Here is a 13,563-nt window from a genome sequence, read left to right on the forward strand (position 1 = left end):
CTCCAGTACCGGCGTCGGAATGCCGGCAGTCGGGCGCTATCGAGGCAACTTCCGCGCCAGCCGGGGGCAGGTATTGTACGGAGCTGCAGCTATCGGCACACCTGCTGCTAGCCGCCGATGATCTTCATCACCATGACACCGCCGGAGAAGGCCACTTCCTGCTTGTCGGCCAGCGCCTTGACCAGCAACCGCTGCAGGGCCGGCAGCGCGACGTGGCGCGGCTTGTCGAGCAGATCGCCGATGAAGTGGCAGTTGCTCGACGACAGGCAGCCATACAGCCAGCCGGTCGAGGACAGGCGCAGGCGCGAGCAGGTACGGCAGAACGGCACGCTTTCGTTGGCGATCACGCCGAAATGGCCCAGCCCCGGAATCCGGTAGCGCAGCGCGGTGGAGTCCACCGGCGCATCGGCCTGGATATAGGTGTAGCGGCTGCCGATGGTTTCCAGCAGCTCGTCGATCCCCACGAACTGCTGGCTGAAGGTATTGCCGTCGCGCGCCAGGTGGCCCATGCGCATCAGCTCGATGAAGCGCAGCTCGAAGCCCTGCTCCAGGGCATAGTCCAGCAGCGGCAGCACCTGGTCGAGGTTGTGCCCGCGCAGCGGCACCATGTTCAGCTTGATCTTCAGCCCGGCGGCCTTCGCCTCGGCCAGCCCCTGCAGCACCGTCGCCAGGTCGCCGCCACGGGCGATGCGGCGGAAGCCTTCGGCGTCGAGGGTATCCAGGGAGATGTTCAGCCGGCGTATGCCGCATTCGAGCAGCAGCGGCAGCTTGCGCGAGAGCAACTGGCCATTGCTGGTCAGGCTGATATCCGCCAGGCCGAGGCGGCTGACGCTGTGCAGGAAGGGATCGAGCCTGGGACTGACCAGCGGCTCGCCGCCGGTGATGCGCAGCCGCTCGATGCCGGCCGCCTCGATCAGATAGGCCACGGCACGCGCCATGGTCTCGGCGGAAAGCTCGTCCTGGGCGGCGACCAGGCGCTTGCCGTTCGGCACGCAGTAGGTACAGGCGTAATTGCAGGCGGCGGTCAGGCTGATGCGCAGGTTGCGAAAACGCCTGCCCTGGCGATCGACGATCATCGGAGGCTCCGGCGGACATTACTTCAGAAGTATATGCCCGCTGCGCGCGCCTGCCCGGCTCGTGAATGGAGACTCAGGCGGAGGGCGGCGTTTCGCTGTCGCGCTTGCGCTTGTTGCCCATGCGCACGCCGATGTCCATGAGGAACTGGAAGAAGCCTTCCTGGTCCTCCAGCACCTCGCGCCAGAACGGCGAGTGATACAGCGCCACCGCGCCATGCACCAGGGCCCACGCCGCGCAGTAGTGGAAGTACGGCGGCACGTCTTCCAGCTTGCCGTCGGCGATCCGCTCCTTGATCAGCTGGTTCAGCCGTTCGAAGTTGGATTCGCGGATGCGGTGCAGCTCGTCGACCATCTCCGGCACCTGGCTGGTCTTCACCACCTTCTCTTCCAGGCGGTCGAACAGCCGGTAGCGTTGCGGGTCGCGCATGCGGAACTCGAAGTAGGCGCGCGAGAGCGCTTCCTTGTCCCGCGATACGTCTTCCGAATGGAACAGCGCCGCAAGATCGCGCTCATAGTTGAGCATCAGCCGCAGGTAGATCTCCGCCTTCGACTTGAAGTGCTTGTAGATGGTGCCTTTGCCGATACCGACGGCATCGGCGATCATTTCGACCGTGACACTGTCTTCACCCTGCTCAAGGAACAGCTTGAGGGCGGTATCGAGGATTTCCTGCTCGCGACGGCGGAATTCGCGAACCTTGCGCGGCTCTTTCTGCATAAAAAGACTGTTCTGCCGGAAATAGTCAGATTTCGAGCCGGGTATTATGCCTATTCAGCGCCAAATTGCACGGACCGTTCGCTATATGAATCACTTCACCCATGAATTTCCCCAGGCGCCGGGATTGCGCTATCTGAACCACGCCGCCGTCGCCCCCTGGCCGAAACGCGCCGCCGATGCGGTGGCGGCTTTCGCCAGCGAGAACATCCACCTCGGCGCCCGCGACTATCCGCAGTGGCTGCATGTGGAGAAGCGCCTGCGCGAGCGCCTCGTCAGGCTGCTCAATGCCGACTCCACGCTGGATATCGCCCTGGTCAAGAACACCTCGGAGGCCCTCTCCTTCGTCGCCTTCGGCCTGGACTGGCGCCCCGGCGACCAGGTGGTGATCAGCGACCAGGAGTTCCCCTCCAACCGCGTGGTCTGGGAAGCGCTGAAGCCACGCGGGGTGGAGGTCATCCAGGTCAGCCTCGCCGGACATGACCCGGAAGCCGACCTGCTGGCCGCCTGCGGCCCGCGCACCCGCCTGCTGTCGATCAGCGCCGTGCAGTACGCCAGCGGCCTGCGCATGGACCTGGAACGCCTGGGCGCCGGCTGTCGCCAGCGCGGCGTGCTGTTCTGCATCGATGCCATCCAGCAGTTGGGCGCCCTGCCCTTCGACGTCAAGGCCTACGACTGCGCCTTCGCCATGGCCGACGGGCACAAGTGGATGCTCGGCCCGGAAGGACTCGGCGTGTTCTATTGCCGCGCCGCCGAGCGGGAGCAACTGGCGCTGCACGAGTTCGGCTGGCACATGCTGGAGAACGCCGGCAACTACGACCAGCTCGACTGGCGCCCGGCACGCAGCGCCCGTCGTTTCGAGTGCGGCAGCCCGAACATGCTCGGCGCGGTGGCGCTGGACGCCAGCCTGAGCCTGCTGGAAGAGATCGGCATGTCGGCAGTGGGCGATGCCCTGCGAGAGCGGGTGGAATGGCTGCAGGACGGGCTGATGAAGCTGCCCGGCGTGCATCTGCACAGTCCGCTGAATCCCGCGCGCCGGGCCGGGATCATCACCTTCAGCATGGATGGCTGGGACAACAGCCACCTTCTGGAACGGCTGCGCAGCGAGCAGATCGTGTGCATCCAGCGTGGAGCGGGAATCCGCTTCTCGCCGCACTTCTATACGACGGAAACGGTGATCGAGGAGACGCTGGCGGTGATTCGCGGACTGGTCCGGTAATAGGCGTACTCAACCAATCGGACGGAGCTGACAGCGAAAGCTGATCAGGCCTGCCCCCGAGTATTCCAAATCTGTTTAAAAAACGGCCGAACGGTTGTGGACGATGCAGTTTCTTGGCCAATACTTCTAGTTACTGGTGCGCGGGTATCTCCCCCCAAGTACCCCGCCAGTGAAGGTACCGAGGATCGCGTACCTTATTGTTACACTCCTAATGGTCTTGACCCGGATTCATCCCCCAGAACCCGGGTTTTTTTTGCCTGCAGGATTTGTAATCGCTCAGGCTGCCAGCGGGAACAGGCGCTTGTAGTTGGCAGTAGTCTGTTCGGCCAGCGTCTCGAAACTCACCCCACGCAGCACCGCCAGGTATTCCGCCACCTCGCGCACGTATTCCGGCAGGTTGGGCTTGCCGCGATACGGCACCGGCGCGAGATAGGGCGAATCCGTCTCCACCAGCAGGCGATCGGCCGGCACCTGCCGCGCCACTTCGCGCAACGCCTCGGCATTGCGGAAGGTGACGATGCCGGAGAGGGAAATGTAGAAGCCGATATCCAGCGCGGCCCTGGCCATCTCCCAGTCTTCGGTGAAGCAGTGCAGTACGCCGGCCTGCGGCAGCGCCGCCTCGCGCAGCAGCGCCAGGGTGTCGGCGCGCGCCTCGCGGGTATGCACGATCACCGGTTTGCCGGTGATCCGCGCCGCCTCCAGGTGCAGGCGGAAGGCTTCCTGCTGCAGCTCCGCCGCCTCCGGCTCGTAGTGGTAGTCGAGCCCGGTTTCGCCAATCGCCACCACCCGCGGGTGATTCAGCTCCTGCAGCAGCCATTCCAGTGCCGGCGCGCTGCCCGGCTCGAGGTCCAGCGGGTGAACACCCACCGAGCAGTGCACGTCCGCATAACGCTCGGCGAGCACCTTCACCGCCTGGGCATTGTCGGCGCTGACGCCGATGCAGAGGAATTGTCCGACGCCACGCGCACGTGCGGCGTCCAGGGCGGCATCGAGCGAACCGTCGTGGGCGGCCAGGTCGAGGCGGTCGAGATGGCAGTGGGAATCAACCAGCATGGGGAATTTCAATCTCCAGAAATGACGAGGCGCCCGCTTCGGGCGCCTGCGCTTGCAGCCTGCGGCTCACATCGTATGGGTCGGCCGGTCCGACTTCAGCGCACCGGCCAGGTAGGTTTCGATCTTGTTGCGGGCGGTATTGTCGCCATCGTTGAACTGCACGCCGATTCCCGACGCACGGTTGCCCTGCGCGCCCTTCGGGGTTATCCACACCACCTTGCCGGCCACCGGGATCTTCTCCGGCTCGTCCATCAGGTTGAGCAGCATGAAGACTTCGTCGCCCAGCTTGTAGGACTTGTTGGTCGGGATGAACAAGCCGCCATTCCTGATGAAGGGCATGTAGGCGGCATACAGCACGGACTTGTCCTTGATGGTCAGGGACAGGATTCCGTTACGCGGGCCCAGATTCGGTGGCAAGCTCATGCAGCTATCCTGGCGATTATCCGATTCGCCGATTCTAGCCCGCTCCCGGCAGGCTTGCCCACTGCACCAGCAGGGCTTCGAGAAGCAGGGCACGGTTGAGGTTGGCCTTGTTCAGAACCTTCTGCCGCTGCGCCAGCAACCACTCCTGGATCGCCAGCACTTTCGCCTGCGAAGACTTCTCCGCAAGGTACTGCACCACCTTGCGCATGTCCGTCAGCCCCAGCCCCGCCTCATCGCGGGTCAGCTGATAGCGCAGGGTCAGCAGCGCCCAGTCGCAGAACCAGTCGAACAGCAGCGGCAGCGGGATGGCGTTCCAGCTTTCCGCCAGTTGGCCGGGCGCCACCTGCTGCTTGAGCAGCTTCTTCACGCCTTCGACCACCAGCCCGCGCTGCTCGCGCACGCCCTGGCCATGCAGGCGCTGGGCGGTCAGCGGCGAACCGCCGGCCAGCACCAGCAACTCTTCCAGGGATTCAGCGGACTCCTCCGGGAGCGCCCCGGCCAGCCAGACCTGGCTCTGTGCGGTACTCGGCACCGGGCAGGCCTGCTGCTGGCAGCGACTCTTGATGGTCGGCAACAGGCGGCTCGGCTGATGGCTGATGAGCAGCAGCACGGTGTCGCCGGACGGCTCTTCCAGGCTCTTGAGCAACGCGTTGGCGGCGTTGATGTTCATCGCTTCGGCAGGCTCCACCAGCACCACCTTGCGACCGCCGAGTTGCGCGGTCTGCACGACGAACTCCACCAGTTCGCGCACCTGGTCGATCTTGATCGGCTTTTCCGGCTCCTCCGGTTCGAGCAGGAAGTAGTCGGGATGGGTGCTGGCCGCCAGCAACTGGCAGGCCTTGCACTGGCCACAGGCAGACGCGCCCTGCGGCCGCTGGCAAAGCAGATAGGCGACGAGATTGTCGGCCAGGACGCGCTTGCCGATACCGGCGGGGCCATGCAGCAGGTAGGCATGGGCATGCCGCTGACGCCCGGTCAGTTGCTGCCAGAGCGCAGTCTGCCAGGGATAGATCTCAGCCATGCAGGCGCTCCAGCAGGCTTGGCAGCAGTTCGTCGAGATCGGCCTGTACCGCCGCCAGGGGCTGCGCGGCGTCGATCACGTGATAACGCCCGGCGTCGGCCCGCGCATGGCGAAGATAGGTTTGCCGTACCGCTTCGAAGAAGTCCTTGCCCTCCTGCTCGAAGCGGTCCAGACGTCCCCGTGCGGCGGCGCGCGCCAGGCCGACTTCCACCGGCAGGTCGAACACCAGGGTCAGGTCCGGACGCAGGTCGCCCTGGACGAAGCGCTCCAGTTCGGCGATGCGCGATTCCGGCAGGCCACGGCCGCCGCCCTGGTAGGCATAGGTGGCATCGGTGAAGCGGTCGCACAGCACCACTACGCCCCGCTCCAGCGCCGGGCGAATCACCTGGGCGATATGCTGGGCACGAGCGGCGAAGACCAGCAGCAGTTCGGTATCCGCCGCCATCGGTTCGTCGCTCGTCGCCAGGAGCAATTCGCGCACACGCTCCGCCAGTGGCGTGCCGCCAGGCTCGCGGGTCAGCAGGACCTCCACGCCATGCTTGCGCAGACGGCCGGCGAGATAGTCGCGGTTGGTGCTCTTGCCCGCGCCTTCGGGGCCTTCGAGGGTAACGAACAGGCCGGTCACGCGGCTCTCCTTCTGTCTGTGCTATTGCGCGGGTAGCGGTGCGGGGCTGGAGCGATAGTCCGGCCGCCGCTTGAGCTGGTATTCCTGCACCGCCTTGTTGTGGTCGTCGAGGTTGTCGGAAAACACGTGGCTGCCGTCCCCCCTGGCGACGAAGTACAGGCTCTGGCCGTCGGCCGGATTGAGCGCCGCATGGATCGCCTCGCGCCCCGGCAAGGCGATCGGAGTCGGCGGCAGCCCGGGGGTCACATACGTGTTGTAGGGCGTCGGCTCACGCAGGTCGGCGCGAGTGATCCGGCCGTTGTAGCGCTGGCCCATGCCATAGATCACCGTTGGATCGGTCTGCAGCAGCATGCTCTTCTGCAGCCGGCGGATGAAGACTCCGGCGATCTCCGCCCTCTCCCCCGCTACGCCGGTTTCCTTTTCCACCAGCGAGGCCATGATCAGCGCCTGGTACGGCTCCTTGTACGGCAGATTGCTGGCGCGCCCGCTCCATTCCTCGACGAGGATGCCCTCCATGCGCTGGTAGGCCTGCCGGAGAATGTCGATGTCGCGGGTGCCACGGACGTACTTGTAGGTATCCGGGAAGAAGCGCCCCTCAGGGAAGACCCCAGGCTGCCCCAGCCGGGCCATGACCTCGGCATCGCCCAGACCGGCCAGGGTCTGTTCGATCTTCGGCTGGCGCGCCAACAGCTCACGCACCTGATGGAAGGTCCAGCCTTCCACCAGCGTGAGGCCGTACTGCACCACATCGCCCTCGCGCCAGAGGTCGATGAGGTCCCTCCCGTTCATCCCCGGACGCAGACGATATTCGCCACTGTGCAGGGCCTGTCCGGAGAGATTGAAGCGCCAATACAGGCGCAGCCAGAACGCACCGTGCAGCACCTGCTCATCTTGCAGGCGCGCCAGCAGGTGTCCGGGGGTATAGCCGGAGGGGACCTCCAGCAGTCGCTCTTCGGTGAGCTCCAATGGTTGTTGCAGAGCACGCTGCTGCTCCCAGGCGGCGACGCCGAGCAGCAACCCTGCGAGCAGCAGGCCGCTCTCCAGCAGCACCAGCAATTTGCGCATCACGAGTCAGAAATCCAGGGTTTCGCGTAAATTGTCTTGCAGTTTACGAGTCAGCCGCCCAAGCGGCCAGGAATGTTCGGCCATCTGCCGTACCGGCCAGATACCGTAAAGGCTGTTGCAAAGAAAGACCTCGTCGGCCGCGAGCAGTTCGGTGAACTCGATGTCACCAATTATGACCGGCAGGCCCAACGCCCCGGCGCGCTCGATCAATTCCGCGCGCATTACCCCGGAAACGCCACAGCGACCGAGGTCGGCGGTCTTCAACTGGCCGTCGCGGACCAGGAACAGATTGCTGAATACCCCTTCGATCACCCGCCCGCTCTGATCGCGCATCAGCCCCTCGGCGATGGCCGGATCGCTCCACTCGGCGCGAGCCAGAACCTGCTCCAGGCGATTGAGATGCTTCAGGCCGGCGAGCAACGGCTGCTCGGCCAGGCGGGTGCTGCAGGGAAACAGGGTGACGCCCTGTGTGGAGTGCTGCGGCGGATAGGCCGGCGCTGGCGAGCCCAGCAGTATCCGGCGCACCGGCGCGTCGCTGGCGGCGGCATAGCCTCGCACGCCGTCGCCACGGGTCACCAGCAGCTTGGCGACACCTTCGCCGAGGTCAGCGCAGAAGGCGAGCAGCTCCTGCTCGATGAGTTCCAGCGGCAACGCCATGCGCAACCGCCGTCCACCCTCTTCCAGTCGTGCCAGGTGCCGCGCCAAAAGGCGCGGCCGACCGGCACGCACGGCTATCGTCTCGAACAGTCCATCGCCGTAGGCCAGTCCGCGATCGCGCACGGACAGGAGCTCGGCCGGACTGCCGTCGACCCAGCTCGACATCAGTCGAGGAACCTGCGGAAGATCAGCGATCCGTTGGTGCCACCGAAACCGAAGGAGTTGGACAGAGCCACGTCGATCGATCGCGACTTGGGCTCATGCGGAACCAGGTCGAGGTCGCAACCTTCGTCGGGCTGATCGAGGTTGATGGTCGGCGGGGCGACCTGGTCGCGCAGGGCGAGGATGCAGAAGATCGCTTCCACCGCGCCGGCAGCGCCGAGCAGGTGACCGGTCATCGACTTGGTGGAGCTCATCGACAGGCGATAGGCGTGCTCGCCGAAGATCGACTTCACCGCGGCGATTTCCGCGATGTCGCCCGCCGGCGTGGAAGTGCCATGAGCGTTGATGTAATCGACCTCTTCCGGGTTCATCCCGGCATCGCGCAACGCCGCCTTCATGCAGCGCGCCGCGCCGGCGCCGCTCTCCGGAGGAGCGGTCATGTGGAAGGCATCGCCGCTCATGCCGAAACCGACCAGCTCGGCATAGATGTGCGCGCCGCGCGCCTTGGCGTGCTCGAGCTCTTCCAGCACCAGGGCGCCAGCACCGTCGGAAAGCACGAAGCCATCGCGATCCTTGTCCCACGGCCGGCTGGCACGGGTCGGCTCGTCATTGCGGGTGGACAGCGCGCGGGCCGCGGCAAAGCCGCCGATGCCCAGGCCGCAGGCAGCCATCTCGGCACCGCCGGCCACCATCACGTCAGCCTCGCCGTAGGCAATGTTGCGCGCGGCCATGCCGATGTTGTGGGTACCGGTGGTGCAGGCGGTAGTGATGGCGTAGTTGGGCCCCTGCAGACCAAGGTTGATCGACAGGAATCCGGAAACCATGTTGATGACGGAGCCGGGCACGAAGAACGGCGAGATGCGCCGTGGGCCCTGCTCGAACAGCGCGCGACAGGTGTTCTCGATGTTGGTCAGACCACCGATGCCCGAGCCCATGGCCACGCCGATGCGCTCGCGGTTGGCGTCGGTGACTTCCAGGCCGGAATCGCGCATCGCCTGGTAACTGGCAGCCAGACCGTACTGGATGAACAGGTCGAGTTTGCGAGCTTCCTTGGCGGACATGTATTGCTCGACGTCGAAGCCCTTCACCGAGCCACCGAAGCGAGTGGAATAGGCGGAGAGATCCATGTGCTCAAGCGGGGCGATACCGCTGCGGCCAGCGAGAATTCCTTCCCAACTGCTCCGCACGTCCACACCCAGGGGCGACAACATGCCCATTCCAGTTACGACGACGCGTCTACGCGACACTGCGACTTCCTCTTGTACGTTTCACGGCTATGGCGCCGGAACCCGCCTGCTGGCTCCGATGCTAAAGAAAAGCCGCACGCCCCTTTCAGGCCGTGCGGCTTCTTCCGTCGGGAAAGGACGACTACTTATTGCTGGTGAGCAACGATGTAGTCGACAGCTTCCTGAACGGTGGTGATCTTTTCGGCTTGCTCGTCAGGGATTTCGGTCTCGAATTCCTCTTCCAGAGCCATCACCAGCTCAACGGTGTCAAGGGAGTCGGCACCCAGGTCTTCGACGAAGGAAGCGCTGTTGGTGACTTCTTCTTCCTTCACGCCGAGTTGCTCAGCGACGATCTTCTTAACGCGTTCTTCGATGGTGCTCATACCTTGTTTTCACTCCTATGGACAATCCGTACAGCTGGGCTGCGTAAGTGTATAGAAAGGGTTTTCTGCATTTCAAGCCGAATGCCACTGCCCTTTCGCGGCCACCCATCTGCTCCATCTAATCCCAGTGGCATGCCAACTAACGGATTTTAGACAGTGCATATGACACAACCGCGAAAGATCAGGTCACATTCAGCTCATGTACATACCGCCATTCACCGGTACCGTGGCGCCCGTTACATAGGCGGCGCCGTCGGAAGCGAGGAATGCTACCACTTTGGCGATCTCTTCGGCTTGTCCCAGTCGACCCAGCGGAATCTGGCCGAGCAGCGCTTCACGCTGGGCTTCCGGCAGCTCGCGGGTCATGTCGGTATCGATGAAGCCCGGCGCAACCGCGTTGACGGTGATGGCACGGGAGCCGACTTCACGCGCCAGAGCGCGGGTGAAGCCCTCTAGACCGGCCTTCGCCGCAGCGTAGTTGGTCTGCCCGGCATTACCCATGGAACCGACCACCGAACCGATGTTGATAATGCGACCCCAGCGAGCCTTGGTCATGCCACGCAGAACAGCTTTCGACAAACGGTAGAGGCTGTTGAGGTTGGTGTTGACCACATCGAACCACTCGTCGTCTTTCATGCGCATCAGCAGATTGTCGCGGGTGATGCCGGCATTATTGACGACGATCAGCGGCTGACCGAGATGCTGCTGGATGTGCTCGAGAGTCGAGGCAACCGACTCGTCGCTGGAAACGTCCAGCACCAGGCCGGCACCTTCGACGCCGTTCTCCTTCAGGTACTCGGCGATCTTCTCGGCGCCGGAAGCGCTGGTAGCGGTACCGATGACGACGGCGCCCATGCGCCCGAGTTCCAGAGCGATCGCCTGACCGATGCCACGGCTCGCGCCAGTTACCAGTGCGACTTTACCTTGCAGACTCATGCCACTTATCTCCTGTTCAAGCCAGAGCCGCACGGGCAGCCGCAAGGGCGTCCGCGGAGTCCAGATTGTGGGTAGTCACGCCCTTGGCGCAACGCTTGTTCAGACCGGCCAGGACCTTGCCCGGACCGCACTCGACCAGATCGGTAACGCCTTTCTCGGCCAGCAGCTGAACCGTCTCGACCCAGCGTACCGGGCTGTAGAGCTGTGCCAGCAGATCGCGCTTGAGGGTCGGCAGATCGACCGCCACCTGGGCGCTGACGTTCTGCACCAGGGCAATCTGCGGCTGTTGCCATTCGATGGCCTCGACCGACTCGGCGAAGCGCTCGGCGGCCGGACGCATCAGAGCGCAGTGCGACGGCACGCTGACCGCCAGCGCCATGGCGCGCTTGGCGCCACGCGCCTTGCAGGCCTCGATGGCGCGGTCGACTGCCTTGGCGGCACCAGCGATCACTACCTGCCCCGGCGCATTGAAGTTGACCGGGCTGACCACCTCACCCTGCGCAGCTTCGGCGCAGGCAGCAGCCACATCGGCGTCTTCCAGGCCGAGGATCGCCGCCATGCCGCCGGTGCCGGCCGGCACGGCTTCCTGCATCAGTTGGCCACGACGCTCGACCAGTTTCACCGCTGCGGCGAACGGCAGGCTGCCAGCAGCGACCAGCGCGGAATACTCGCCCAGGCTATGACCGGCAACGAATGCCGGAACCACGCCACCTTCGCTCTGCCACAGACGCCACAGGGCGATGGAGGCGGTCAGGATGGCCGGCTGGGTCTTGTCGGTCTGGTTCAAGCGCTCTTCAGGGCCTTCCTGGCACAGGGCCCAGAGATCATAGCCAAGAGCTTCGGAGGCTTCGGCAAAGGTATCGCGCACCACGGCGTGCTGTGCGCCCAGATCGGCCAGCATGCCGATCGATTGCGAACCTTGGCCGGGGAAAACGAATGCGAGGGATGCGGACATTGCAACAGGTCCCTTTGTGTTGTTTCGTCGAAGGGGAAACGCCGGCATAGCCTGGCGCAACGGACTTACAGTTGGATGACGGGCTATCGGCCGTGGTCACACATTAGAGCCTGTTTACGATCTCGCGAGCTAGAGCAGAACAAGGCGAAAACAGACGAGGGGGCGGAGTTTACACGCAGTAAATGAGCACCCCGAGCCCGTTTTCAACGCAGTTATGCCGACGCGCAGCAGATCGTAAACAGGCTCTTAGAGCAGATGTTCGAGGCGACCATGCAACCGCTGGGGCAGATTCTCCCGTACCTCGATCATGGCGCGGCGCAATGCACTCCTGAAACCTTCCTCGCCCGCACTGCCGTGACTCTTCACCACGATGCCCTGCAGGCCGAGAAAACTCGCACCGTTATGTTGCGCTGGCGTCAGCTCGGTGCGCAGGCGACGCAGCAACGGCATCGCCACCAGCCCCACAGCCCGCGCCGGCAGACTGGAAGCGAACAGCGCCTCGAGCCGTGCAGAAATCATCGCCGCCAGCCCCTCGCTGGACTTCAGCAGGATATTGCCGACGAATCCGTCGCATACCACTACATCGGCCAGACCGCGATAGAGGCCATCTCCCTCTATATAACCAATGAAATTCACCCCACTCGCTGCCTGTAGCAAGTTGGCGGCCAACTTCACCTGCTGGTTACCCTTGATGTCTTCCGTGCCCACATTCAGCAGAGCCACCCGCGGCCTGACCTTGCCCAGAGCCTCGGCGGCCACGGCGCCCATGATGGCGAACTGGTAGAGGTGCTCGGCGCTGCAATCGACGTTGGCGCCAAGATCCAGCAGATGACAACTGCCGGTCTGGGTCGGCACTGCGGTGACCATGGCCGGCCGGTCGATTCCCGGCAGCGTCTTCAGCAGATAGCGTGAAAGCGCCATCAACGCACCGGTATTGCCGGCACTGACGCAGGCCTGGGCCTTGCCGTCGCGAACCAGCTCCAGGGCAATGCGCATGGATGAGTCGGGCTTGCCGCGCAGCGCCTGGGACGGACGATCGTCCATGGCGACAACTTCGCTGGCGTGATGAATATGCAGGCGTTGCCGATCGAGCGCCGGAATGGAGCTGCGGGCAATCAGATCTTCAAGGAGAGGTGCCTGGCCGACGAGGACCAGTTGCAGGGAGGGGTGTTCGGCGAGAAAAGAAATGCAGGCCGGAACAATGCAGTGGGGACCGTAGTCCCCACCCATTGCATCAATCGCGATGATTGGTGCAGACAAGGATTACTCTTCGGAGCCCTTGTCTACGACCTTACGACCGCGATAGAAACCGTCCGGGGAGACGTGGTGGCGCAGGTGAACTTCACCAGTGCTCTTTTCCACGGACAGAGCGTTCGCTTCCAGCGCATCGTGGGAACGACGCATGTCACGAGCGGAACGGGATTTTTTGTTCTGCTGAACAGCCATGATTGATTAACTCCTAAACGTTTGGGTCACGCTTCAACTGCGCCAGTACGCTGAACGGGTTGGGACGCTCTTCCTCGTTCTCGCTCGGTTCGGGCGCTGTTGCATATCCCACCGGCTGCTGGCATTCCTCAGGGTCATGGACCGGAACGATGGGCAAGGCGAGCAACAGCTCATCCTCGACCAGCGATGCCAGGTCGAGGGGTTCTTCCCCTACTTCCAGCGCATCGTAGCCCTTCGGCAAACCTTCAACGGACTTGCCTTCCTGGATGATGGCGTAGTCATACGCACCACCAACATGGAAGGTCGCCGGCTCAAGGCAGCGTTGGCATACCATGCTCACCTCGGCGTCGAGATCGACGTGCATGACCGCCAGCTTCTGCTCATCACGGAAGAAGGAAAACTTCGCCCGGATATTGCCGTCGCTGCTGGTCAACTGCTCGCAAAGTCGCGGCATCCTGGCGAGAGCAAGCTCACCCTCGAGGGTGGCTGCGCGCTCAACCAGTTTGCGCGGATCTACGTGAGGTGGTATCGGCCCATTCAACATAAGCGCGCCATTATAGGGATGCACTTGCCCCTGTCAAAGGAAATTAGCCATAAGCCGCTG

16 protein-coding genes are annotated in these 13,563 nt (G+C 63.9%); 1 reads left to right on the plus strand and 15 read right to left on the minus strand.

Features of this window, described 5'->3' with window-relative positions; all coding sequences use genetic code 11:
- Positions 1–107: 107 nt before the first annotated feature.
- Together JFY56_RS17890 and JFY56_RS17895 are read right to left on the minus strand one after the other, a co-directional pair.
- Entirely contained in the window at positions 108–1,076 is a 969-nt protein-coding gene (locus tag JFY56_RS17890; RefSeq protein WP_208315287.1) for a GTP 3',8-cyclase MoaA, read from the minus strand.
- A gap of 73 nt (positions 1,077–1,149) precedes the next feature.
- The gene (locus JFY56_RS17895) at positions 1,150–1,791 is read right to left on the minus strand and encodes a TetR/AcrR family transcriptional regulator (RefSeq protein ID WP_208315288.1); all 642 of its coding nucleotides are present in this window, start codon (positions 1,789–1,791) and stop codon (positions 1,150–1,152) included.
- An 85-nt stretch (positions 1,792–1,876) separates the two neighbouring features.
- On the opposite strand from JFY56_RS17895, the gene JFY56_RS17900 reads away from it, so the two are divergent.
- Positions 1,877–3,007, plus strand: a complete 1,131-nt coding sequence (locus tag JFY56_RS17900; protein WP_208315289.1) for an aminotransferase class V-fold PLP-dependent enzyme — start codon at positions 1,877–1,879, stop codon at positions 3,005–3,007.
- Positions 3,008–3,283: 276 nt separating this feature from the next.
- Here JFY56_RS17900 and JFY56_RS17905 read toward each other — a convergent pair whose 3' ends face one another.
- The 13 genes from JFY56_RS17905 to JFY56_RS17965 form a co-directional block, all read right to left on the minus strand.
- A complete protein-coding gene (locus JFY56_RS17905; protein ID WP_208315290.1) occupies positions 3,284–4,060 on the minus strand; it encodes a TatD family hydrolase in 777 nt (258 codons plus the stop codon).
- 66 nt (positions 4,061–4,126) lie between these two features.
- The gene (locus JFY56_RS17910) at positions 4,127–4,483 is read right to left on the minus strand and encodes a PilZ domain-containing protein (RefSeq protein WP_208315291.1); all 357 of its coding nucleotides are present in this window, start codon (positions 4,481–4,483) and stop codon (positions 4,127–4,129) included.
- A gap of 34 nt (positions 4,484–4,517) precedes the next feature.
- Positions 4,518–5,504 carry a DNA polymerase III subunit delta' gene (locus tag JFY56_RS17915; protein WP_208315292.1) on the minus strand — a complete coding sequence of 329 codons (987 nt, stop codon included), beginning with the start codon at positions 5,502–5,504 and terminating at the stop codon, positions 4,518–4,520.
- Positions 5,497–6,129, minus strand: coding sequence for a dTMP kinase (gene tmk / locus JFY56_RS17920; protein ID WP_208315293.1), 633 nt, complete (start codon positions 6,127–6,129; stop codon positions 5,497–5,499). The genes JFY56_RS17915 and tmk overlap by 8 nt, the downstream gene beginning before the upstream one ends.
- A 21-nt stretch (positions 6,130–6,150) precedes the next feature.
- Entirely contained in the window at positions 6,151–7,194 is a 1,044-nt protein-coding gene (mltG, locus tag JFY56_RS17925) for an endolytic transglycosylase MltG (RefSeq protein ID WP_208315611.1), read from the minus strand.
- 6 nt (positions 7,195–7,200) lie between these two features.
- Positions 7,201–8,016, minus strand: a complete 816-nt coding sequence (gene pabC / locus JFY56_RS17930; RefSeq protein ID WP_208315294.1) for an aminodeoxychorismate lyase — start codon at positions 8,014–8,016, stop codon at positions 7,201–7,203.
- Positions 8,016–9,260, minus strand: coding sequence for a beta-ketoacyl-ACP synthase II (fabF, locus tag JFY56_RS17935; protein WP_208315295.1), 1,245 nt, complete (start codon positions 9,258–9,260; stop codon positions 8,016–8,018). The genes pabC and fabF overlap by 1 nt, the downstream gene beginning before the upstream one ends.
- 125 nt (positions 9,261–9,385) lie before the next feature.
- Positions 9,386–9,622 carry an acyl carrier protein gene (acpP, locus tag JFY56_RS17940; RefSeq protein WP_084315350.1) on the minus strand — a complete coding sequence of 79 codons (237 nt, stop codon included), beginning with the start codon at positions 9,620–9,622 and terminating at the stop codon, positions 9,386–9,388.
- Between the two features lie 192 nt (positions 9,623–9,814).
- The gene (fabG, locus tag JFY56_RS17945; RefSeq protein ID WP_208315296.1) at positions 9,815–10,558 is read right to left on the minus strand and encodes a 3-oxoacyl-ACP reductase FabG; all 744 of its coding nucleotides are present in this window, start codon (positions 10,556–10,558) and stop codon (positions 9,815–9,817) included.
- A 16-nt stretch (positions 10,559–10,574) separates the two neighbouring features.
- Positions 10,575–11,513, minus strand: a complete 939-nt coding sequence (fabD, locus tag JFY56_RS17950; protein ID WP_208315297.1) for an ACP S-malonyltransferase — start codon at positions 11,511–11,513, stop codon at positions 10,575–10,577.
- A 246-nt stretch (positions 11,514–11,759) separates the two neighbouring features.
- Complete coding sequence (gene plsX / locus JFY56_RS17955) at positions 11,760–12,773, minus strand: phosphate acyltransferase PlsX (RefSeq protein WP_208315298.1); 1,014 nt, start codon at positions 12,771–12,773, stop codon at positions 11,760–11,762.
- A 3-nt stretch (positions 12,774–12,776) separates the two neighbouring features.
- Positions 12,777–12,959 (minus strand): 50S ribosomal protein L32, encoded by a 183-nt coding sequence (gene rpmF, locus JFY56_RS17960; protein WP_208315299.1) that lies wholly within the window; start codon positions 12,957–12,959, stop codon positions 12,777–12,779.
- A gap of 13 nt (positions 12,960–12,972) precedes the next feature.
- Complete coding sequence (locus tag JFY56_RS17965) at positions 12,973–13,503, minus strand: YceD family protein (protein ID WP_208315300.1); 531 nt, start codon at positions 13,501–13,503, stop codon at positions 12,973–12,975.
- Positions 13,504–13,563: the final 60 nt, after the last annotated feature.

This window comes from Pseudomonas schmalbachii, from assembly GCF_017589465.1.
Taxonomy (GTDB): domain Bacteria; phylum Pseudomonadota; class Gammaproteobacteria; order Pseudomonadales; family Pseudomonadaceae; genus Pseudomonas; species Pseudomonas schmalbachii.

Bases quoted from the DNA above. Each gene is read 5' to 3' on its own strand.
- JFY56_RS17890 (WP_208315287.1), bottom strand. From the start codon at position 1,076: ATGATCGTCGATCGCCAGGGCAGGCGTTTTCGCAACCTGCGCATCAGC.
- JFY56_RS17895 (WP_208315288.1), bottom strand. From the start codon at position 1,791: ATGCAGAAAGAGCCGCGCAAGGTTCGCGAATTCCGCCGTCGCGAGCAG.
- JFY56_RS17900 (WP_208315289.1), top strand. From the start codon at position 1,877: ATGAATCACTTCACCCATGAATTTCCCCAGGCGCCGGGATTGCGCTAT.
- JFY56_RS17905 (WP_208315290.1), bottom strand. From the start codon at position 4,060: ATGCTGGTTGATTCCCACTGCCATCTCGACCGCCTCGACCTGGCCGCC.
- JFY56_RS17910 (WP_208315291.1), bottom strand. From the start codon at position 4,483: ATGAGCTTGCCACCGAATCTGGGCCCGCGTAACGGAATCCTGTCCCTG.
- JFY56_RS17915 (WP_208315292.1), bottom strand. From the start codon at position 5,504: ATGGCTGAGATCTATCCCTGGCAGACTGCGCTCTGGCAGCAACTGACC.
- mltG (WP_208315611.1), bottom strand. From the start codon at position 7,194: ATGCGCAAATTGCTGGTGCTGCTGGAGAGCGGCCTGCTGCTCGCAGGG.
- pabC (WP_208315294.1), bottom strand. From the start codon at position 8,016: ATGTCGAGCTGGGTCGACGGCAGTCCGGCCGAGCTCCTGTCCGTGCGC.
- acpP (WP_084315350.1), bottom strand. From the start codon at position 9,622: ATGAGCACCATCGAAGAACGCGTTAAGAAGATCGTCGCTGAGCAACTC.
- fabG (WP_208315296.1), bottom strand. From the start codon at position 10,558: ATGAGTCTGCAAGGTAAAGTCGCACTGGTAACTGGCGCGAGCCGTGGC.
- fabD (WP_208315297.1), bottom strand. From the start codon at position 11,513: ATGTCCGCATCCCTCGCATTCGTTTTCCCCGGCCAAGGTTCGCAATCG.
- rpmF (WP_208315299.1), bottom strand. From the start codon at position 12,959: ATGGCTGTTCAGCAGAACAAAAAATCCCGTTCCGCTCGTGACATGCGT.
- JFY56_RS17965 (WP_208315300.1), bottom strand. From the start codon at position 13,503: ATGTTGAATGGGCCGATACCACCTCACGTAGATCCGCGCAAACTGGTT.